At 75.2% G+C, this 19,898-nt stretch carries 20 protein-coding genes and 1 pseudogene; 12 read left to right on the plus strand and 9 right to left on the minus strand.

The annotated features are described in order from the left end of the window. Positions 1-252: helix-turn-helix transcriptional regulator (locus ACH414_RS33720; RefSeq protein ID WP_398944832.1), on the plus strand; the 252-nt coding region annotated here is incomplete at its 5' end. Here the strand turns inward: ACH414_RS33720 and ACH414_RS33725 are convergent. Then, entirely contained in the window at positions 249-2,000 is a 1,752-nt protein-coding gene (locus ACH414_RS33725; protein WP_398944834.1) for a GAF domain-containing protein, read from the minus strand. The two genes, ACH414_RS33720 and ACH414_RS33725, sit on opposite strands and share 4 nt — an antisense overlap. A 137-nt stretch (positions 2,001-2,137) precedes the next feature. Then, positions 2,138-3,040, minus strand: a complete 903-nt coding sequence (locus tag ACH414_RS33730) for a universal stress protein (protein WP_382541368.1) — start codon at positions 3,038-3,040, stop codon at positions 2,138-2,140. Positions 3,041-3,362: 322 nt separating this feature from the next. Here ACH414_RS33730 and ACH414_RS33735 point away from each other — a divergent pair, with 322 nt between their 5' ends. The 4 genes from ACH414_RS33735 (at position 3,363) to ACH414_RS33750 (ending at position 7,238) form a co-directional block, all read left to right on the plus strand. After that, entirely contained in the window at positions 3,363-3,983 is a 621-nt protein-coding gene (locus ACH414_RS33735) for a CBS domain-containing protein (protein WP_398944835.1), read from the plus strand. Positions 3,984-4,043: 60 nt separating this feature from the next. Beyond that, positions 4,044-5,048, plus strand: coding sequence for an Acg family FMN-binding oxidoreductase (locus ACH414_RS33740; RefSeq protein WP_398944837.1), 1,005 nt, complete (start codon positions 4,044-4,046; stop codon positions 5,046-5,048). Between the two features lie 36 nt (positions 5,049-5,084). Further along, on the plus strand, positions 5,085-5,738 hold the full coding sequence (locus ACH414_RS33745) for a CBS domain-containing protein (RefSeq protein ID WP_382541377.1): 654 nt from the start codon (positions 5,085-5,087) through the stop codon (positions 5,736-5,738). Between the two features lie 123 nt (positions 5,739-5,861). Further along, positions 5,862-7,238 (plus strand): nicotinate phosphoribosyltransferase, encoded by a 1,377-nt coding sequence (locus ACH414_RS33750; RefSeq protein ID WP_386568861.1) that lies wholly within the window; start codon positions 5,862-5,864, stop codon positions 7,236-7,238. On the opposite strand, the gene ACH414_RS33755 is transcribed toward ACH414_RS33750, so the two are convergent. Both ACH414_RS33755 and ACH414_RS33760 read right to left on the minus strand, forming a co-directional pair. Beyond that, positions 7,233-7,685 carry an Hsp20/alpha crystallin family protein gene (locus ACH414_RS33755; RefSeq protein ID WP_382541382.1) on the minus strand — a complete coding sequence of 151 codons (453 nt, stop codon included), beginning with the start codon at positions 7,683-7,685 and terminating at the stop codon, positions 7,233-7,235. The two genes, ACH414_RS33750 and ACH414_RS33755, sit on opposite strands and share 6 nt — an antisense overlap. Before the next feature lie 202 nt (positions 7,686-7,887). Beyond that, positions 7,888-8,745, minus strand: coding sequence for a helix-turn-helix domain-containing protein (locus ACH414_RS33760; protein ID WP_382541385.1), 858 nt, complete (start codon positions 8,743-8,745; stop codon positions 7,888-7,890). Positions 8,746-8,913: 168 nt separating this feature from the next. Between ACH414_RS33760 and ACH414_RS33765 the strand changes: the two genes are divergently transcribed. After that, a complete protein-coding gene (locus ACH414_RS33765) occupies positions 8,914-9,216 on the plus strand; it encodes a putative quinol monooxygenase (RefSeq protein WP_386568858.1) in 303 nt (100 codons plus the stop codon). A gap of 173 nt (positions 9,217-9,389) precedes the next feature. Next, positions 9,390-10,217, plus strand: coding sequence for a carboxymuconolactone decarboxylase family protein (locus tag ACH414_RS33770; RefSeq protein ID WP_382541391.1), 828 nt, complete (start codon positions 9,390-9,392; stop codon positions 10,215-10,217). 6 nt (positions 10,218-10,223) lie between these two features. On the opposite strand, the gene ACH414_RS33775 is transcribed toward ACH414_RS33770, so the two are convergent. Continuing rightward, on the minus strand, positions 10,224-11,093 hold the full coding sequence (locus tag ACH414_RS33775) for a universal stress protein (RefSeq protein WP_386568853.1): 870 nt from the start codon (positions 11,091-11,093) through the stop codon (positions 10,224-10,226). A gap of 325 nt (positions 11,094-11,418) precedes the next feature. Here ACH414_RS33775 and ACH414_RS33780 point away from each other — a divergent pair, with 325 nt between their 5' ends. From ACH414_RS33780 to ACH414_RS33790, 3 genes are read left to right on the plus strand one after another with little or no spacing between them, the layout of a single operon-like run. Next, positions 11,419-12,117, plus strand: a complete 699-nt coding sequence (locus tag ACH414_RS33780; protein WP_382541397.1) for a CBS domain-containing protein — start codon at positions 11,419-11,421, stop codon at positions 12,115-12,117. A gap of 22 nt (positions 12,118-12,139) precedes the next feature. Continuing rightward, a complete protein-coding gene (locus ACH414_RS33785) occupies positions 12,140-12,991 on the plus strand; it encodes a universal stress protein (protein WP_386568851.1) in 852 nt (283 codons plus the stop codon). A 60-nt stretch (positions 12,992-13,051) separates the two neighbouring features. Continuing rightward, on the plus strand, positions 13,052-13,555 hold the full coding sequence (locus ACH414_RS33790) for a GNAT family N-acetyltransferase (RefSeq protein ID WP_398944841.1): 504 nt from the start codon (positions 13,052-13,054) through the stop codon (positions 13,553-13,555). Between the two features lie 16 nt (positions 13,556-13,571). Here ACH414_RS33790 and ACH414_RS33795 read toward each other — a convergent pair whose 3' ends face one another. Further along, on the minus strand, positions 13,572-14,012 hold the full coding sequence (locus tag ACH414_RS33795; RefSeq protein ID WP_382541405.1) for a VOC family protein: 441 nt from the start codon (positions 14,010-14,012) through the stop codon (positions 13,572-13,574). 335 nt (positions 14,013-14,347) lie between these two features. On the opposite strand from ACH414_RS33795, the gene ACH414_RS33800 reads away from it, so the two are divergent. Then, positions 14,348-15,082: an alpha/beta hydrolase gene (locus tag ACH414_RS33800; protein ID WP_382541443.1), complete on the plus strand. Its 735-nt coding sequence runs from the start codon at positions 14,348-14,350 to the stop codon at positions 15,080-15,082. 126 nt (positions 15,083-15,208) lie between these two features. Here the strand turns inward: ACH414_RS33800 and ACH414_RS33805 are convergent, their stop codons facing one another. Further along, positions 15,209-16,399, minus strand: coding sequence for an acyl-CoA dehydrogenase family protein (locus ACH414_RS33805; protein WP_382541408.1), 1,191 nt, complete (start codon positions 16,397-16,399; stop codon positions 15,209-15,211). Between the two features lie 191 nt (positions 16,400-16,590). Then, positions 16,591-16,791, minus strand: a complete 201-nt coding sequence (locus ACH414_RS33810) for a hypothetical protein (protein WP_382541411.1) — start codon at positions 16,789-16,791, stop codon at positions 16,591-16,593. A 174-nt stretch (positions 16,792-16,965) separates the two neighbouring features. Between ACH414_RS33810 and ACH414_RS33815 the strand changes: the two genes are divergently transcribed. Then, a complete protein-coding gene (locus ACH414_RS33815; protein ID WP_398944843.1) occupies positions 16,966-17,865 on the plus strand; it encodes a siderophore-interacting protein in 900 nt (299 codons plus the stop codon). Between the two features lie 361 nt (positions 17,866-18,226). Here the strand turns inward: ACH414_RS33815 and ACH414_RS33820 are convergent. Next, positions 18,227-19,898: pseudogene (locus ACH414_RS33820) on the minus strand (AfsR family transcriptional regulator); the annotation flags it as partial.

Here is a 19,898-nt window from a genome sequence, read left to right on the forward strand (position 1 = left end):
GAGCCGGCCAGACCGCCGGAGGACGAGCGGCTCGCCGTGCTGTCCGAGCGGGAACGAACCGTGCTCGATCTGATCGGCGAAGGGCTCACCAACCGACAGATCGCCAAACGGCTCTACCTCTCCGAGAAGACGGTCAAGAACCACATCTCCCGGCTCCTGGGCAAGCTCGGCGTGGAACGCCGCGTCCAGGCGGCCGTGATCGCCGCCCAGGCCCACGAGCACGACGACGCCTCCGGAGAGGGCCAGGCCTAGCTCGGTCTCGCCGGCGGTTCCGGACCGGCCGGGAGGGGGATCCGCCACTCCAGCAGCGTGCCGCCGGGCGGCTCCGGGCGGGCGCGGACGGACAGGTCGCCGCCCAGCCGCGCGGCGCGTTCGGCCAGGTTGCGGAGGCCGCTGCGGCTCCCGACGGGCGCGATGCCCACGCCGTCGTCGCCCACCGCCACCGCAAGGACGCCGTCCTCGACGACGACCGCCACCTCCGCGCGGCGCGCCCGGGCGTGCCGGGCCACGTTGGTGAGCGCCTCGCCGATGACGGCGACGACCGCGTCGGCGGCGTCCGGCGGCACCTCCGTGTCCAGCAGCCCCTCCATGCGCAGCGCGGGGGCGAACCCGAGGGTGGCGGCGGCCGCGTCGACCGCCGTGACGACGCGGCTCCTGAGCTTGGGCGCCGTTCCGGGCGGCGTGTGCTCCCGGAGGCCGAAGATGGTGGCCCGGATGATCTTGATGGTGGCGTCCAGGTCGTCGATCGCCCGGGTCAGCCGGTCCACGGCCTCCGGGTGCTCGACGAACCGGCGGGCGCTCTGCAGCGTCATCCCGGTGGCGAAGAGCCGCTGGATCGCCAGGTCGTGCAGGTCACGGGCGATCCGGTCGCGGTCCTCCAGGAGGCTCACCTGCTCGGCGTCGCGGCGCCGGTCGGCGAGTTCGAGGGCGAGGGCGGCCTGACCGGCGAAACCGGGCAGGGCGGCGATCTCGGGCCCCGTGAAGGGCGGCCCGCCCCGGCCGCGCGCCAGGATCAGCACCCCGCTCAGACGCTCCTTGGTGCCGACCGTGACCGCCACCGCGGGGCCGAAGCCCTTCCAGCGCTCCGGCTGCACGGTGACCCGCTCGTCGCTCTCCACGTCCGCGACGGTGATCAGGCCGTCCTCGGCGAGGGCCGCCGCGGCCAGGGTCCCCTCGCTGCTCGGCAGCACGACGCCCCGGTGCTCGTCGGCCCCCTCGCCGCGGGCCAGCGAGCCGCGCAGCTCGCCACCGGGACCGACCAGGTAGAACACCCCCATGTCGGCGCCCGCGATGTCCACGGCCTGCTCCAGCATGCCGTCGAGGACGTCGGCCTCCGCCCGGCCGGACAGCAGGGCGCTGGTGAGCTCGGAGCTCGCGGCCAGCCACTGCTGGCGCCGCCTGCCCTCCTCGTACAGCCGCGCGTTCTCGATGGCGATGCCGGCCGCGACGGCCAGGGTCGTGACGACGGCCTCGTCCTCGGCGTCGAAGTCGACGCCGCCCCGCTTCTCGGTGAGGTAGAGGTTGCCGAACACCTCGTCGCGCACCCGGACGGGCACACCGAGGAACGAGCGCATCGGCGGATGGTGGGCGGGAAAACCGTACGAGGCCGGGTGCTCGGAGAGCTCGGCGAGGCGCAGCGGCTTGGGGTTGCGGATCAGTTCGCCGAGCAGGCCGTGCCCCGACGGCAGCGCGCCGATCCGCTCGCGGGTGCCGTCGTCGATGCCCACGGGCAGGAACTCCGAGAGCCTCCGGTCCTCGCCGATGACGCCCAGGGCCCCGTACTCGGCGTCCACCAGGGTCACGGCCGCCTCCACGATGCCGCGCAGCACCTGGGGCAGGTCGAGCTCCCGGCCGACGGACATGACGGCTTCGAGCAGCCCGTTGAGCCGGTCCCGGGTGCCCCGGACCTCGTCGATGCGGACCTGGAGCTCATCGAGGAGTTCGTCGAGTCGCAGCCGCGGGATTCCGGTGTGCGCCCGCTCCGTGTCGTCACGCCCCATCGCCACCTCCGGCCCTCCGGGCGCACCTCCGCCCCACCTTCACGGTAGTCCGGCCGGGGCGTACCTTCCTGCCGGGCGCGGCCCGGAGCGTCGGCTCGGCCGACGGTACGGCGCCGCGTGCCGTACGGGTCGCCCGTTCACCGCGTGCTGCCGTGTCCCGGTCCGTGCCGCGGGACGAGCTCGACGGGGCAGTGCGCGTGCTGGAGCAGGCTGAGCGTGGTGCGGCCGAGGGTCGGTCCGAGGTATCCGGGCGCCCGGCGGCCGCCGACGACCAGGAGGTCGGCATGGCGTGACGCGTCGAGGAGCGAGCCGGGCACGCTGTGGTTCTTCTCGCCGTCGGCGAGCAGGGTGATCTCCGGGAACTCCTCGCGGAGGCGGTCGGCGACCCGTGCGGGGATGCCGACGTGCTCGCGGGCGGCCTCGCGGGTGCCGTTGCGCAGCGCCGTCCGTACGCCGCCGTACGGGGCCGTGACCCAGATGTGCAGAAGCCGCAGGGGCACCTTGCGCAGCAGGGCCTCGCGGGCGGCCGCACGGGCGCAGCCCAGGTCGTCCTCGTCGCGGACGGCCACGAGGACGGAGCCCGTCTCCGCGGGGTCGGCGGCGCCGCGGACCACGACCACCGGTGTGGTGGCGCCGGCGGCGACGTCGAGGCCGACCGAGCCGAGCAGCATCGAGGCGAAGCCGCCGAGGCCGCGGTGTCCCACGACGATCGTGCCGCTCAGGGCGGCGGCCGCGCGCAGGGCCTCCGCGGGCCGGCCGGTGCCGAGCTCCGTGACGACCGTCAGGTCGGGGTGGCGCTCCCGCACCGCGCGGGCGGTCTCGTCGAGCAGCGCCCGGCCGGCCAGCCGGCTCCGGCCCGTCTCCGACCGGGACAGGAAGCCGGCGACCGAGTCGGTGTCCGTCGCGTGCACGAGGCAGAGTCCGGTGCGCCGCAGCACCGCCTCGGCGGCCGCCCACGCCACCGCCGTACGCGCGGAGGGCGAGCCGTCGACGCCGACCACGACCCGGCCGAGGCCCGGACGTGTCGCGTATCCGTCCATGACTCCTCCTCGCGCGCTCCCGCGTGCCTTCGCACGCTCCGTCGGACGTGCTCCCACCGTGGCATCCGGGGGCCTCGCGGCGGAGGGCCTGTGGGGGACGTGGACGGGGCCAAAGGTCCCTTTCTCACCGCGAGCCTTCCCGACCGGGGGACGTCCTGCTCGGGCTTCTTCCGCACCGCGAGGAAGAAGCCCCGGACCGGGCCCCCGTCCGGGGCCCGGTCGGGTCCGACGCGGGGCCGTTCGGCCCCTCGCTTGCAGGCGGCGGGCGAGGGAGCGTGGTGGTGCGGGAGGGCTCGGACCCGGACGGACAGGAGGCGCCGCGATGACGCAGATGAAGGTCGGCGGACTGATGACCGACGAGGTCGTCTCCGCCGTCGCCTCGACGCCTTTCAAGGAGGTGGCGAAACTGCTCGCCGAGCACGACATCAGCGGGCTGCCCGTCGTGGACGAGGACGATCACGTCATCGGCGTCGTCTCCGAGTCCGACCTCCTGGCCCACCGCCGCCCGAGCGCCCGGGAGCTGATGAGCGCCCCGGCCGTCACGGTGTACGCGGAGGAGTCGGTGGCGGACGCGGCGCGGCTCATGGTGCGCCGCGGCGTGGAGCGCCTTCCCGTCGTGGACGAGGAGGAACGGCTGGTGGGGATCGTGACCCGGCGGGACCTGCTGAACGTCTTCCTCCGCCCGGACGCGGAGATACGCCGCCGGATACGGGAGGACCTCCTGGCCGAGGCCGTGGACCTGCCGGGCGACGCGGTGGAGGTGCACGTCCTGGACGGGGTGGTCACGTTGACCGGGCGGGTGCGGCGCCGGAGCCGCGCCCGGGTGCTCGTGCGGCTCACCGAGCGGGTGGACGGCGTCGTCGCCGTCGTGGACCGGCTGGCCGCCCCCGAGGACGGTGCCTTTCCCGCCGGCGCGACGGGCTCCGCGTACGACATCACGTGAACCGCGGGACCACGTGACCGGCGGGACGAGAGAAGAGCAGGAAGACAGGAGGGACGAACCGTGTCCACCACCACCACTCCGACCCGATCGCTCGTGACGGCGCTGGTCGAGGACGCCGTCACCGCGCCGTCGATGCACAACGCCCAGCCCTGGCGGTTCGTCCACCGGGCCGGCACCGGCGCCGTCGAGCTGTACGGGGACCCCGCGCGCGCCATGCCGCGGGAGGACCCCGCCCATCGCGCCCTCCACCTCGGGTGCGGCGCCGCCCTGTTCGGCCTGCGGGTCGCCGCGGCGGAGCGGGGGCTGCACGCGGCGGTCCGGCTGCTGCCCGATCCCGCGGATCCCTGGCACCTGGCCGACGTGCGGCTGCGGCCGCCGGGAGCCGGGGAGGCCGAGGAGGACGGGACCCTGGCCGGCTTCCGGCCCGTGCTGCGGGAGCGGCACACCAGCCGCTTCCCGTTCACCGAGGAGCGGATCCCGGCGGAGATCCTCGACGGGCTCGCGGCCGCGGCCGTCCTGGAGGGCTGCCGCCTGGTGGTGCCGGGGGCCTGGCACACGGACGCCGTGCTGGGGCTGGTGCACGTCTCGGAGCTGTTCGAGGCCGCGAGCGCCTCGGTGCGGGCGGAGATCGCCGCGTGGACCCGTACGGGTACCGCCGCCGACGGCTCCGTGACCGAGGGGATCCCCGCGTACGCCTTCGGGCCGCGCCAGTACGACGTGACCGCGCCGGTCCGGGACTTCGACGCCCCGCGGCGGGTCTCCGGCCGCCCGGCGGCCCCGTTCGAGAAGGATCCGCAGATCGCCCTGCTCGGCACGCCCGGCGACACTCCGCGCGAGTGGCTGAGGGCCGGGCAGGCGATGCAGCGGGTCCTGCTCCAGGCGACGCGCGACGGCCTGTCCACCTCGCTCATGTCGCAACCCCTCGAGTGGCCCGAGCTCCGCTCCCTCGCCAGGGATCCGGACTCCACGATGGGCTTCGTGCACATGGTGTTCCGCCTCGGGTACGGGCCGCGGGGGCGGGCGACGCCGCGGCGGCCGGTCTCGGAGGTACTGGCGTTCGACTGAGGGTCCCGCCCGGTGCGGGGGGCGAAGGAGAGAGCCATGACCGCGCAGCCGTTCACCGTCGCCGACGTGATGACCAAGAGGGTCGTCGCCGTGCTGCCCGGCGCGGACTTCAAGGAGATCGTCGCCACCATGCGACGGTGGCGGGTCACCGCGGTGCCCGTCGTCGAGGGCGAGGGCCGGTGCGTCGGCATCGTCTCCGAGGCGGACCTGCTCCTCAAGGAGGAGTTCCACGACCACCGGCTGGGCCTCGTCGAGCAGATGCGGCGCCTGGACGCCACCGCCAAGGCCGGCGCCCGCCGCGCCGAGGACCTGATGAGCTCGCCGGCCGTCACCGTCGCCCCGGAGGCCTCCCTTCCGACGGCAGCGCGCCTGATGGGCGTCCACGGCGTCAAGCGCCTGCCGGTCGTCGACGCACGGGGCGTGATCCAGGGCGTCGTCAGCCGGTCCGACCTCCTCAAGGTCTACCTCCGGTCCGACGAGGACCTCGCGGCCGAGGTGCGCCACGACGTCGTCGAGCCGCTGTTCCCGCTCTCCCGGCACCGGGTGGACGTCCGGGTCGAGGCGGGTGTCGTCACGCTGACCGGCGCGGTCCGCGACAGCGCGCTCGTCCCCGTCGCGGCGCGCCTGGCCCGGGCGGTCGAGGGCGTGGTGGACGTACGGTGCGACCTCACCGCCCGGCAGGAGACGTAGGGGCGGCTCAGCCCCCGCCCGCCCCCTTTCGCGGGTCCCGGTGCGGGTCTCCGCGCGTGCCCGGCGCGGGTCTCCACGCGGGGTCCCGGTGCGCCCGCGGGCCGCGGCGCGCATGCTCGAAGCATGTCCCAGGTGACCACCACCGATCTGTACGAGGTCACGATGGCGCTCTCGTACCTGCGGGAGGACATGCGCGCTCCGGCCACCTTCAGCCTGTTCGTCCGCGACCTCCCGCCGGGCCGCGGCTTCCTGGTCGCCGCCGGGCTCGAACCGGCCCTCGACCACCTCTCCCGCTTCCGGGTCGGCCGCTCCGACGTGGCGGAGTTCGCCGAGGCGCTGCGCCGGCCCGTCGAGGACCTCGGGCCGCTGCTCGGCCTGTCCTTCGACGGGGAGGTCCGGGCCGTGCCCGAGGGCCGGCTCGTCCTCGCGGGCGAGCCGCTCCTGGAGGTGACCGCCCCGCTGCCGCAGGCGCAGCTCGTGGAGACGTACCTGCTGTCCCTGCTCTGCCACCAGACGCTCGTCGCGGCCAAGGCGGCCCGCTGTGTGCTCGCCGCCCGAGGACGCCCGCTGGTCGACTTCTCGCTGCGCCGGGCGCACGGGCCCGAGGCGGGGACACAGGCGGCCCGGATGTGCGCCCTGGTGGGCTTCGCGGCCACCAGCAACGTCGCCGCCGCCGCGCGGTACGGCATTCCCGCCGCCGGGACGATGGCCCACTCCTACGTCCAGGCCTTCGGCTCGGAGGAGCAGGCGTTCCGCGCCTTCGCCCGCACCCACCCGGGCCCGGTCACCTTCCTCGTGGACACCTACGACACCGGCCGTGGCGTCGCGACGGCCGCCCGCGTCCTCAAGGACCTCGGTCTCGGGCCGGGCTGCGGGATCCGCCTCGACAGCGGCGACCTCGGGGCACTGGCCCGCCGGGCCCGCACCGCCCTCGACGCGGCGGGGCTGCCGGACGTCCAGATCATCGCGAGCGGCGGGCTCGACGAGTACGGCGTCGACCGTCTCGTACGGGAGGGGGCGCCGATCGACGTGTACGCCGTGGGCACCAGGGTCGGGGTGGCCGCCGACGCCCCCTACCTGGACGCGGCGTACAAGCTGGTGGAGTACGACGGGCGCCCGGTCATGAAGCTGTCGTCGGCGAAGGTGACGGCGCCGGGCCGGAAGCAGGTCTTCCGCGGCCCCGGTCTGCGCGACGTCATCGGCCTGGCCAACGAGGAACCCCCGGAGGGCACGGAGCCGCTGCTCCGGACCGTGATGCGCGGCGGACTGCGCACGGAACCGCCGGACACCCTGCCCGCCGCCCGCCACCGCTTCGAGACCGACCTCGCCCAGCTGCCGGAGGAGGCCCGGCGCGTCGACGCCCCCACGGCACCCCGGCCGACGGTGTCGACCCGGCTCACGGCCCTGACGACGGTCGTGCGGCACCGGATCGAGGCGGGGAGGGGCGTGGGAAGCGGGACGCCGCCGCCGTACGCGGCGGGACCCGCCGCCGGTTCATGACCGCGCGCCCCCGGAGCCGGCGCGCCGCACCGGGACGCTGCGCGGGGTCCTGACGCCCGTGTCGGGCATGGGCACGCGGACGGTGAGGATGCCGTCGGCGTACGAGGCGTCGACCTCGTCCACGGGGATCGTGGCCGGCAGGCGCACGGTCCTGCGGAACGCGCCGTACCGGAACTCCGAGTGCTCCTTGTCCTCCTCCGACTCGGTGTGCCGCGCGCTCACCGTGATCAGGTCGTCGTCGACGGTGATGTCGATGTCGTGTTCGGGGTCCATGCCCGGCAGCTGGGCCCGCAGCACGTAGGCGCCGCCGGAGCTCGTGACCTCCACCGGGATGGAATGCGCGGCGGTGGCGGGGCGCCACCCCGGCAGCCCGGGGAACTCCCGGTCGAACCAGCCGTCGAAGTCGGGGAACCAGCGGTGCCCGCGTGCCACCTTGTCTCCGGTCATCGTTCTGCCTCCTGCTCGCGAGGGCGTCGGGCCGTGGGCGGGTTTCGCACCGCGGCGCGGTCGCACCGCCTTCCGCGTCCCCCCTGCCCAGGGGTCCCGTGGCTCCCACTCTTCCGCCCGGACCCCGCCCCGCACAGTGCCCCACGGGGCCTCCCCGGAGGGTCGAACGGACCGCCCGGGGAAGGGACCGACCGGCCCCCCCTCACTCCGTCGCGGTGAGGGCGCGCAGGGCGGATTCCGTCGGGGTGCCGGGGGTGGCGGTCCAGATCGCGACGGCCCGGACACCGGGGTCGGCGGGCAGGAGGAGGAACTCGTAGTCGAGGTCGAGTGCGCCGGCCCGCGGGTGCTCGAAACGGAAGTGGCCGTGCGCCACGTCGGTGACGTCCTGGGCCTCCCACAACTCGCGGAACTCCGGGCTCTGTTCGGTCATGGCGCGGATCAGGGCGTGGAGTTCCGTGTCCTGCGGGCGGTGGCCCGCGCGCAGCCGGAGGTAGGAGACGACCTGCCGGGACCACCTCGCCCGGTCGTCCGCGACGAGGCGGCGGAAGGCGTCGTCGCGGAACAGGAGGTGGGCCAGGTTGCGCTGCGGCCCGGGGAGCGCGCCGAAGTCGGTGAAGACCGCCTCGGCGGCCCTGTTCCAGGCGAGCACGTCGGTGCGGTGGCCGACCGCGTAGGCGGGCGAGTGCGGCAGGGCGTCCAGGAGCTGGCGGACACCCGGGCGTATCGCGGCGGCCTCCGGCGCCGCCACGGCGGGGGCGGCCTCCGGCGCGCCGCGGTCGCGTGGTGGGCGGGCGAGGTTGTGCAGGTGGGCCCGCTCGTGGGTGGTCAGGCGCAGTGCGGTGGCGATGGCGTCGACGACCGCCGCGGAGATCGTGTCGCTCCTGCCCTGCTCGAAGCGCACGTAGTAGTCGACGCTGACGCCGGCCAACTGGGCCAGTTCCTCGCGGCGCAGGCCTGGCACACGCCGGCGGGTCCCGTAGTCGGGCAGCCCCACGTCCGCGGGGCGCAGGCGGGCGCGGCGGGAGCGCAGGAACTCGCCCAGCTCGGACTTGCTGTACATGCGGCGATCTTAGGAGGCGGGCTCCAAGGTGGTTCCGCCAGACCCGGGTACGGCCTTCACCCAGGTTGATCACCCCCCTGGGCAGCTGCCCTCCCCTGCGAGAGCCTCGGAGTGTCAGGCCGCACCGCCCGCCCGGGCAACGCGGCACCGCACCCGCGGAGGTCCGGTATGGGGTATGTGGTCCTCACCGAGTACGAGGCCCGGCCCGGGGCGCAGGACCGTCTGCGCACCGCCCTGGAGGCCCTGCTCGAACCGTCCGCGGACGAGCCCGGCTGGGTGGCCCTGACGGTCTACGCCGATCCCAACCGGCCCGAGCGGATGGCCCTCGTCGAGGAGTGGGAGAGCCCGCTCCACGCCCGGCTGCACCGGGCCGGCGCGCACCGCCGCCACGCCGAGCGGGTCCTGCCGGCCGTGCTGGCCGGCGCCCGGGCGGTGCGGACCCTGGAGTGGTCCGCTCCCCCGCCCCGATAGCGGTCCGGCCGACGCGCGGCCTGGCCGGACACCTGCACACCCGACACCCGGACACCCGGGCACCCGCAGACCCGGACACCCGCACACCGGCACACCGGCACACCCGCAACGCGCATCACCACCCCCGACCCCGCCCCCCCGACGTCGACACACCCGTAGTGAGAGAGCCCTTCATGACCGACGAGACCTCTTCCGCCCGTTACGAGCGCGGCCTGGCCCTGCTCCGGCAGTTGACCCGCTCCGAGTACCCGGCGCCCCTCGACGCCCTGGCCGACATCGCCCCGGACCTCGCGCGCCTGACCGTGGAGTTCGGCTACGGCGACGTCTACAGCCGTCCCGGACTGTCCCTGCCCCAGCGGCAGATCGTCAACGTCGCCGCGCTGACCGCGATGGGCACCGCCGCCCCGCAGCTGCGCTTCCACATCGACGGCGCCCTGACCGTCGGGGTGACCCGTACCGAGATCGTCGAGACGATCATGCACATGAGCGTCTACGCGGGGTTCCCGGCCGCGCTCAACGGGATCGCGGCGGCCCGGGAGGTGTTCGCGGCGCGGCCCGAGACCGCCGAGGAGCCGCAGGAGAGCCGGATCCGCCCGGCCGAGACCTCGCAGGAGCGGTACGAGCGGGGCCGTGCGGCCCTCGCCCGCGTCGACGGGCACGCCGGCGAGCAGGTGGTCGCCTCGCTCGCCGACCTGGCCCCCGATCTGGCCCGCTACATCATCGAGTTCTGCTTCGCCGACATCTACAGCCGTCCCGGCCTGGACCTGAAGACGAGGGAGCTCGCCACGGTGGCGGCCTGCACCGCCCTCGGCACCGCGGGGCCGCAACTGCGCGTGCACCTGCACGGCCTCCTCAACGTCGGCGGCACCCGCGAGGAAGCCGTCGAAACGATCATGCAGATGGCCGGCTACGCCGGGTTCCCCGCCGCCCTCAACGGCATCGCCGCGGCCCGTGAGGTGTTCGCCGAACGCGACCTGGCCGGTCCCGGGGAGAGCCGCTGAGCGCCGTCAAAGGCCCCGTTCGGCCTCCGGACGCACCGGTACGACGGCGACCGGGCACACGGCGTGGTGCAGGGCGCGGTGGGCCACCCGGCCGAGTTCGAGGCCGACGGCGCCGTCGCGGCGACGGGCGCCGACGACGAGCAGGTCGGCGGCTGCGGAGCGCCCGGTCAGCTCCTTGTGGGCATGGCCTTCGAGGGTGCTCGTACGCAGCCGTACCCCGGGGTGCTCGCGGGCCGGCGCCGAGAGCGCCTCGGCGAGCTCCGCGGACGCCTGCCGCTCACCTCGCTGTCCCGCCCCGCCGCCCGGGTGGGGGCGTCTCCAGACGCGGACGGCGTCGAGCTCCGCCGAGCGGGCCGCCGCCTCGCGGAAGGCGAACCGAACGGCCGGCGAGTCCGCGTCGTGTTCGCCCACACCGAGCAGGACGCGCCCGTGGAGGCCCTCCAGGGCGTGCCGGTCACCCCGGACGACGACGACCGGGCAGTGCGAGCGGGCGGCCACGCCGAGGCTCACGGAGCCGAGGAGCAGGTCGGCGAGGGTCCCTCGGCCGCGGGATCCGACGACCAGGAGGGTGGCCTCGCGCCCCTCCCTCAGGAGCGCGCCGGAGGGGTCCTCGGGGAGGACGTCGGTCGCGACGGGGAGGTCCGGCGCCCGGAGCCTGGCCCGCTCGGCGGCCGCGGCGACGACGTCCTCGGCGAGCGCCGGCCCCGAGGGACGTTCCTCGTCGACGTCCGCGTCGACGCCCTCGTACCGCTCCCACAGCGAGGCGTGCACGATCCGCAGCGGGAGTCCGTGCCGTACGGCCTCCTCGGCGGCCCACTCCACGGCGGCGAGACTCGCCTCGGACCCGTCGACACCCACGACCACGGGTGCGTCCATCTCGCCCACCGCCTCCCGGCTGCCGCCTGCTGTCCGCCGTCCGCCGTCGCGCCGTATCGGGGAGGAGGGGCCCATCCGCTTCTCGCGGATCCTGATTGCGCGGTGCGCGGCACGAGGCCGCTTCCCCGCGTCGGTGGGGCGGGCCCCTCCTCACCTTCAGGAGACCACCGCCCGGCGCACCGCGCCAGGGCTGTCCGGGGCCCGGCCTGCCCCGTTCGGCCCTTGCCGCCGGGGCGGGGCCGCGCACCATGGGAGAGGGAGGGACGCCGGAGAGACCGGGACACCGCGCGCCACTGCGGCGACGGGCCCCGGGAGGGAGCGCGTGATGCGTCATCGCAGGATCGGAGAGCTGATGACCCGCGAGGTGGTGAGCGTGTCCGGCGATGCGCCCTTCAAGGAGCTCGCCCGCGTGCTCACCCACCACAGGGTCACGGCCGTGCCCGTCGTGGACGGCGCCGGCCGGGTGATGGGGGTGGTCTCGGAGGGAGACCTGCTCCGCAAGGCCGCCGACCACGGCGCCGTGCCGGGAGACCGGCCGCCGGTGCCGGAGCTGGAGGCCTGGGAGCGGGCGAAGGCGGAGGGGACGCGGGCCGAGGAGCTGATGTCGGCGCCTGCCGTGTGCGCCCGCGCGGACTGGACGGTGGTGGAGGCCGCGCGGCTGATGGAGGTGCAGGGCGTCAAGCGGCTGGTCGTCGTCGACGCGGAGGACCGGCCGGTGGGCGTCGTGAGCCGCCGTGACCTGCTGGCGGTCTTCCTCCGCGGGGACGAGGACATCCGCCGGGAGATCGTCGACGACGTGCTCGGCGCCACGCTGCGCCTCGACCGGGCGGACTGCACGGTGGAGGTACGGGACGGACGGGTCGAGCTCGCCGGGAGGCTGCCGTACCGGGGCATGGTCCCGGCGGTCGAGCGCATGTGCGCGATGGTCGACGGCGTCGTGTCGGTCTCGACGACCCGGCTCGGTTACGAGACGGACGACACGCCCGGACGGCACGGGACGGCGGCGGGCGGCTCCGGACGGTGAAGCGCCGAAGGAAGTGAAGGTCATGACGCAGGGCATCGCGGTCGGTCTGGACGGCACGGAGCAGGCGGAGGCGGCGGCCGAGTGGGCGGCCGAGGAGGCGCGGCTGCGCGGCACCGGGTTGTGCCTGGTCCACGTGCCGGAGCCGTCGCCGGACGTCCTCGTCCCGCTCGCCTCGCGGGAGCCCGTGGAGTCCTGGGCCCAGGACCTGCTCGCCCGCACGGCGGCGGGGCTGCGCGAGCGCTGGCCCGGGCTCGCGGTGACGACCCGGGTGCTGCCCTCGGGCACCGCCGCCGGGCTGGTCGCGGTGGCCGAGGAGGCGGAGCTGCTGGTCCTCGGTTCGCGGGCGCTCGGCGGTGTGGCCGGGTACCTCGTCGGCTCGGTCGGGATGACGGTGGCCGGGCGGGTCGAGCGGCCGGTGGTCCTGGTGCGGGCCGGTGACAGCGCCCGGCAGGGCCCTGTCGTGGCCGGGGTGGACGTACGGGAGCCGGTGGACGCCCTGCTGCGCTTCGCCTTCGAGGAGGCGGCCCTGCGCCGCACCGCCGTAGAGGTCGTCCACGCGCAGGAGTTGCCCCTGTACGCGAGCCTCGGCCCCGCCATGGTGCCGGACGTCCGGCCCGCCGTGACCCCGCAGGTGCGGCGCTCGCTGGACGACCTGCTCGACGCGTGGCGCGCGACGTTCCCGGACGTGGCGGCGACGGGTCGGGTGGTGATCGGCTCGGCCGGCCAGGAGCTGGTCCGCTCCGCGGCGGACGCGGCCCTCGTCGTGGTCGGCCGCCGCACCCGCCGCTCGGTGCTGGGCGGCCACATCGGCAGCGTCTCCCACGCGGTCATGCACCACAGCCACGCTCCGGTGGCCCTCGTCCCCCACGACTGATCCGCTCCGCGGGCGGTGGGCGGTGGTCCGCGAGGAAGATCCGTACGGCAGAGTGGGGGCATGGCCGCCTACGAGACGATGTCGTTCCACCTGGAGACCGAGCGCCTGATCCTGCGCCCCTGGGCCGTGTCGGACGCCGAGGAGTTCTGCGAGCTCCTGGCCGAACGCGGCAAGGGAAAGCCGCCGGTCGAGCGCATCCGGTCGGCCATCGGCGGGTTCCTCGCCGCGACGGAGGAGACGGGCATCGCGCTGCTGCCCGTCCAACGCCGAGCCGAAGGCGACTTCATCGGCTACTGCGGCCTGATCATCGGCCGCACCACCCTCGACGAACCCGAGATCGCGTACGAGCTGTTCCAGCGCGCGCACGGCCGCGGCTACGCCACCGAGGCGGCCCGCGCGGTCCTCGAAGCCGCCGTGGCGACCGGCCGGAAGCGCCTCTGGTCGACCGTCGGCACGTGGAACGCGCCGTCGCTGCGCGTCCTGGAGAAGCTCGGCTTCGAGCGGGACCGGGTGTCCATGGAGGACAGCGGCGAAGTGGCGTGGCTGACGCGCGCGTTGCCGTGATCCCGGAGCTGCCTCGTCAGCCGATCTCCTCGGCGAGCGCGACGATGATGCCCGAGGGGCCCCGGAGGTAGCAGAGGCGGTAGACGTCCTCGTACCGCGCGACCTGGCCCAGGAGTTCGGCACCGTGGCGGCCCAGGCGGGCGATGGTGTCGTCGATGTCGTCGACGGCGAACATCACCCGGTGCAGGCCCAGCGTGTTCGGCGGCGGGTTGGGCGATCCGTCGACGGTCGCGGCGGGCGTGCGGTACTGCGCGAGCTCCAGCTTGCCGTGGCCGTCGGGGGTCCGCATCATCGCGATCTCGCTGCGGACCCCGTCGAGTCCGACGGTCCGGTCCGCGAAGAGGCCTTCGATCTCCGCCCTGGCCTCGACCTCCATGCCCAGTTCGGTGAAGAAGGCGACGGCGGCGTCCAGGTCCTCGACGACGATGCCGACGTTGTCCATCCGTTGAAGCGTCATGACGGTTCTCCCTCTGCGTGGCGCGGCCCTTCGAGGCCACCGGTATACCGGGGACGGAGCCGAAGACCCCTTCTCGACACCCCTGCGAGCCGGGTCGCAGGGCGACGACGGCGACGGTCTCCGCGAAAACCGTTTGGTGGGCGCGGGAGACCGCTGCTACGTTTCCGGCGGCCGTGCGAGAGATCGAGGAGGTGGTACCCGTGAACGCAGTTTCGACATGGGTGCTCCCCTCCGGGGTCACGGTCGGGCGATAGGTCGTCCGGGAGCGCCGTCTCACCGCACTCCCGAAGGGCACGACCATGGACACGACCCTCCACACACCCCCGCACGCGCCCCTGCGCTTCACTTCCGAACGGCGTCTCGACGACGGCGTCCTCGAGCGCGGGTTCGCGCTCGGCGAGATCCCCGGCATCCTGTGGACCCCCGCGCCCGCTTCCGAGCCGGTCCCGCTGATCCTCCTCGGGCACCCCCCGCTCGGGCTGGACCGGATGCGCCCCCGGTTGGCCGCCCGGGCCCGGCGTGCCGCGGCGGACGGCTTCGCCTCGGCCACCATCGAGCTTCCCGGCAGCGGGGACCGGCCCCGTTGGGACGCGGCCGAGGAGGCCCGCGCCGAGCTGCGGCGGGTGATGGCGGCCGGCGAGCCGGTCGGCGACGAGATCGTCGACGCGCTCGTCCTGCCCCTCGTCGACAGGGCGGTCCCGGAATGGCGGGCCGCGCTGGACGCCCTGCTGGCACTGCCCGAGCTCGGCGGTCCGGTCGGGTATTCGGGGGGCGTGATCTCCGTCGGCGTCCGCCTCGCCGCGGTCGAGCCGCGCATCGCGGCCGCCGCGCTCTTCGCCGGGAGTTTCGTGCCCCGGGCCATCGTCGAGGAGGCCCGCCGGGTGACCGTACCGCTGCACGTCCTGCTGCAGTGGGACGACGAGGGGAACGACCGGCAGGCCGCCCTGGACCTGTTCGACGCCTTCGGCTCCGCGGAGAAGACGCTGAACGCCAACACGGGCGGTCACACCGGCGTGCCGGAGTACGCGGGGGACGAAGCGGCCCGGTTCTTCGCACGGCACCTGCGGTGACACCGGGGCCCGAGTCCTCCGGAGGCGGGCGACGGGCAACGGCCGCCGGCGCACCGGCCGGAGCCCGGGCCGGGGGCCCGGGCCGCAGGTGCCCGCGCCGGGCAGGGCTCCTCGCCCGGAGACGGCCTAGCGGCGGACGCGGGGCATGCCCAGGCCGATCCAGGAGATGATCTCGCGCTGGATCTCGTTGTTGCCGCCGCCGAAGGTGAAGATGACGGCCGAGCGGTAGCCGCGTTCGAGCTCGCCGTGGAGGACGGCGCCGGCCGAGCCCTCCTTGAGGGCGCCGGCCGCGCCGGTCACCTCCATGAGCCAGGCGTAGGCGTCGCGGCGCGCCTCGGAGCCGTAGACCTTGACGGCGGAGGCGTCCTGCGGGGTGAGGGTGCCGTTCTGGACGGCGTTCACCATCTGCCAGTTGAGGAGCTTCATCGCGTCGAGGCGGGTGTGGGTGCGGGCCAGGGTGCGCCGGACCCAGCCCAGGTCGAGGACGCGGCGGCCGTCGGCGAGTTTGGTGTCGGCGGCCCAGCGCTGGACGTCGTGGAGGGCGCGGATGGCCATCGTGCCGTGCGCCGCGAGCGTGACCCGCTCGTGGTTGAGCTGGTTGGTGATCAGGCGCCAGCCCTTGTTCTCCTCGCCGACCCGGCGCGAGCACGGGACGCGGACGTTCTCGTAGTAGCTCGCGGTGGTGTCGTGCGAGGCGAGCGTGTTGATCAGGGTGCAGGAGTAGCCGGGGTCGCTCGTCGGCACCAGGAGCATGGTGATGCCCTTGTGCGGCGGCGCCGCCGGATCCGTGCGGACCGCGAGCCAGACCCAGTCGGCGGTGTCGCCGTTGGTGGTCCAGATCTTCTGGCCGTTCACGGTGTAGGTGCCGCCGGTCTCGTCGCCCTCGCGCACCGCGCGGGTCTTGAGCGCGGCGAGGTCGGTGCCGGCGTCGGGCTCGCTGTAGCCGATCGCGAAGTCGATCTCGCCGGAGAGGATCCTCGGCAGGAAGTACGCCTTCTGCTCCTCCGTACCGAACTGCATGATCGTCGGTCCGACGGTGTTGAGTGCCATCAGCGGCAGCGGCACCCCGGCCTGGGCCGCCTCGTCGAAGAAGATGAACTGCTCCATGGGCGTCAGTCCGCGCCCGCCGTACTCGGTGGGCCAGCCCACCCCGAGCCAGCCGTCCGTGCCCAGCCGGCGCACCGTCTCGCGGTAGAAGCGCTTCTGGGCGGCGGGGTCGGCGTAACGGGCGTGGACGTCCTCGGGGACGAGTTCGGCGAAGTAGGCACGCAGCTCGGTGCGCAGGCGGTGCTGGGCGGGCGTGTACTCGAGGTGCATGGCGTCTCCCCTGGATCTCCCCTGAACCGGTCTCCGCGCGGTGCGGCGCCACGGTAGAACGTGTTCCACAAATGGGGAAGGGGCATGCACGCGAGCACCACGCGTGAAAGCCCCGGGCTCCGGTCCCGGGGAGACAGCCCGGCCGCCGCCCTGCCGCCTCGCCTGGCGGCGGCCCGACTACCGCGCTTCGCTCAGGGGAGCAGCTCTTCCATAGCGGCGCGCCCCTTCTCGGCCATGCGCCGCTCGGCCCAGGCGAGGTTCTTCGGTGTCACGTCCCGGCCGGACGCGAGGCACACGTCCTCCGCCGAGAACTCGCCCTCCGACCCGGCGTGCAGCAGCCTGTCGGGCGTCGGGATGTCCCCCCGGGACGTCTTGTCGGTGTCACCGTTCATGCCGCCTCCTCATGTTCTGCAGGCACTCGCCATTCTCGTGTCCGGGTGCTGCTCCCGCATCCGGGCGGGCCGCGTACGCCGTTCGCCCGTGTCGACGGCGTGTCGGTGCCGTGTCGACGGGGGCGGGGAGGGTGGGGCCCGGACACCGCACGGCCCCACGGATCAGGAGACTCCATGACGAAGGCCCCGACGCCCCCGACGCCCCTCGCCCCGCCCGCCCTGCCCCTCCGGCGCGTCACCGTCGCCGCCGTCCGGGCGGTCACCCCCCGGATGGTCCGGGTCACCCTCGGCGACCCCTCGCTGGCCGGGGCGCCCCTCGACGGCCCCGACCGCCAGGTCAAGCTGTACTTCCCCCGGCCCGGGCAGTCCGAGCCGGTGCTGCCCGCCCCGGACCCCGACGGCGACGTGATGCGCTGGTACGCGGCGTACGGGGCGATCCCGGAGCACGAGCGGCCCTGGATGCGCAGCTACACGCTCCGGTCCCACGACCCGGCCGCCGCCACGGTCGACGTCGACTTCCTCCTGCACGGCGGGGACGAGGGGGACGGGCCCGCGACCCGCTGGGCCCGTGGCGCCCGCGTGGGGGACGTCCTCGGCATGTTCGGCCCCTCGGACCACTTCGCCGCGCCCGTCGACCCCGGCGCGGGCGACTGGGCGCTCCTGGTGGCCGACGCGTGCGCGCTGCCCGCCCTGGCCACGCTCGTCGCGGCCCTGCCGCCGGGCCACCGGGCCCTTGCGTACGTCCACGTCGCCGACGCGGCGGAGGAGCAGCCGCTGCCGACGGCCGGTCGGCTCACCGTGCGCTGGCTGCACGGCGACGACTCCTCCCTCGAGGAGGCCGTGGGTGCGGCCGTCTTCCCCGCCGGACGGCCCTACGCATGGCTGGCCGGGGAAGCGGCGACGGTGAGGGCCCTGCGCCGCCACCTCGTCGAGGAGCGGGGCCTCGACCGGCGCGCCGTCGACTTCGCCGGCTACTGGCGACGGCGCCTGACCCAGGACGACGCCCCGACCCCCGAGGACCTGGCGGAGGCACGGGAGCGGCTGGCGATGCGGGACTCGGCTGAGGCGGGGTGAGCGCGGCGGGACCGGGGGCCCGGCGGGCGGACAGCGCGACGGGCGGACAACCCGGCGGGCGCACAGCGCGACGTGCGGACAACCCGACGCGCGGACAACCCGGCGGGCGCACAGCCCAGCGGGCGGACAACCCTACGGGCGCACAGCGCGACGTGCGGACAACCCTACGGGCGCATAGCCCAGCGGCGGATAGCCCGGCGGGCCGACAGCCCGGCGCGCGGACAGCCCTACGGGTGCATAGCGCAGCGGCGGATAGCCCGGCTGCCGACGGCCCGGCTGGCCGTGGCCGGCCGTCGGCCGCCGCGAACCGCCGCGGACGGCCGCGGACCGCCCTGGCAAGCCATCGCCCTCCGTCGCCCGCCTAGACCAGCTCCGCGGCCTCCCGCACCGTCAGCCTCGCCCCCTCCTCGTACCCCGCCAGGAACGCCTCCGTCCCCAGCACCTCCCGCAGCGCCCGCTCCGCCCCTGCCCGTACGGACGCCTCGGTCTGGGCCGTGTAGGGGCGGAAGCCCGCGCCGCCCTGGCTGCCCCGGTGGGTGTCGTAGGCGCCGAGGAGGCGGGCGCCGCTCTCGGGGGCGGCGGTGCCCGCGTGGGCCCAGGCGGCGGGGCCGAACTGGGCGACGACCAGGTAGGGGGCGACAAGATGGGCGAGGGCCTCCATGTCCCGCACGGCGCGGGCGAGGTGGACGGCGGCCTGGTCGTACGCGCCGTCCACACAGTCCAGCCAGCCGCGTACGCCGCCGAGCATGCCGCGGAAGAGGCTCGGCGTGCCCTCCCCGAAATCGGCCTCCATCACGTCGAGTTGTTCGCGGGCCGAAGCCGTGCGGCCGGTGTTCCCGTAGTGCTGGGCCAGCAGCAGGCGGGCGGTGCTGACGGCCTCGGCGCCCGACTCGCCCGCCTCGGCGGCCGCTTCGACCAGCATCCGCTCGGCGTCCGCCCACGCCTCCGGATCGTCGGCCACCGCCTCGGTGCGGAGCCGGACGGCGGCGAGCAGCGCCTTGAAGACCGGGATCTGGGAGCGCGCGCCCAGCCGGACGGCGGCGTCCATGGCGCGGGCGAAGTCGGCGGCGGCCTCGGCGGAGCGCCCCGCGCGCTCGTACGTCTCCCCGCGCGCGGCGAGCGACTCGGCGATGCCCCAGGAGTCCCCTACGACCTCGAAGAGCGCGAGGGCCTCCTCCGCGTCACCCGGCTGCTCGCCGAGCAGCTTGGCCCGCAGGAGCAGGTTGAAGGCGATGTCCCAGTCGTCTCCGTGCGCGCGTGCGGCGGCGACGATCGCGGCCAGGGTCGCGTCGAGTCCGTCGAACCCTCCGGTCATGAGCCGGGCGAAGTACCACATCGCCCCGGGCTGACGGCAGTTCTGCGGCAGCCCGGGATCGTACGCGGCGACGACTGCGTCCAGCCGGGCGCGGGTCTCGGGGCGTTCGAGCCAGGTGGCGCCCTCGCCGCCCTCGGTGGCGAGGGCGAGCAGGTGTCCGCCGCGCCGCGCCTCCCACAGGCGCTCCTGCGACCAGGGGGGCGGCAGGTCGAGGCACCGCCCTGTGAAGGGCTCGGCGTGCCGCACCGGCGCGAGGAACGGGTCGGGGCCGAGGCCGGCGGCGGCCCTGGTCCAGGTGCGGGAGTCGTGCTGGTGGTTGCGCAGCTGCCAGAACCAGCTCATGGCGTGGACGAGGCACAGCGCCTCCTGCTCGTCCCCGTTCCGCACGGCCGTGCGGAGCGCGCCGCGCACGTTGTCGTGTTCGGACTCGAAGCGGCGCAGGGCGAACGCCTGCCGGGGGCCGCGCAGTTCGGGGTCGGTGCGGCGGGCGAGTTCGCGGTAGTACGTGAGGTGGCGCCGTTCGGCGGCCGCCCGGTCACCGGCCTCGTCGAGCCGCTCCGCCGCGTACTCGGCGACGGTCTCCAGCAGCCGGTAGCGCATCCCGACCCCGGCCCCGTCCCCGACCCCGTCCCCGTCCCCGGTCTCGGCGGCCACCACCAGCGACTTGTCGACCAGCGAACCGAGCAGATCGAGCACCTCCCCACCCCCCGGCTCCCCG

The organism is Streptomyces sp. NPDC020422 (assembly GCF_044386705.1).
Classification (GTDB): Bacteria; Actinomycetota; Actinomycetes; order Streptomycetales; family Streptomycetaceae; genus Streptomyces.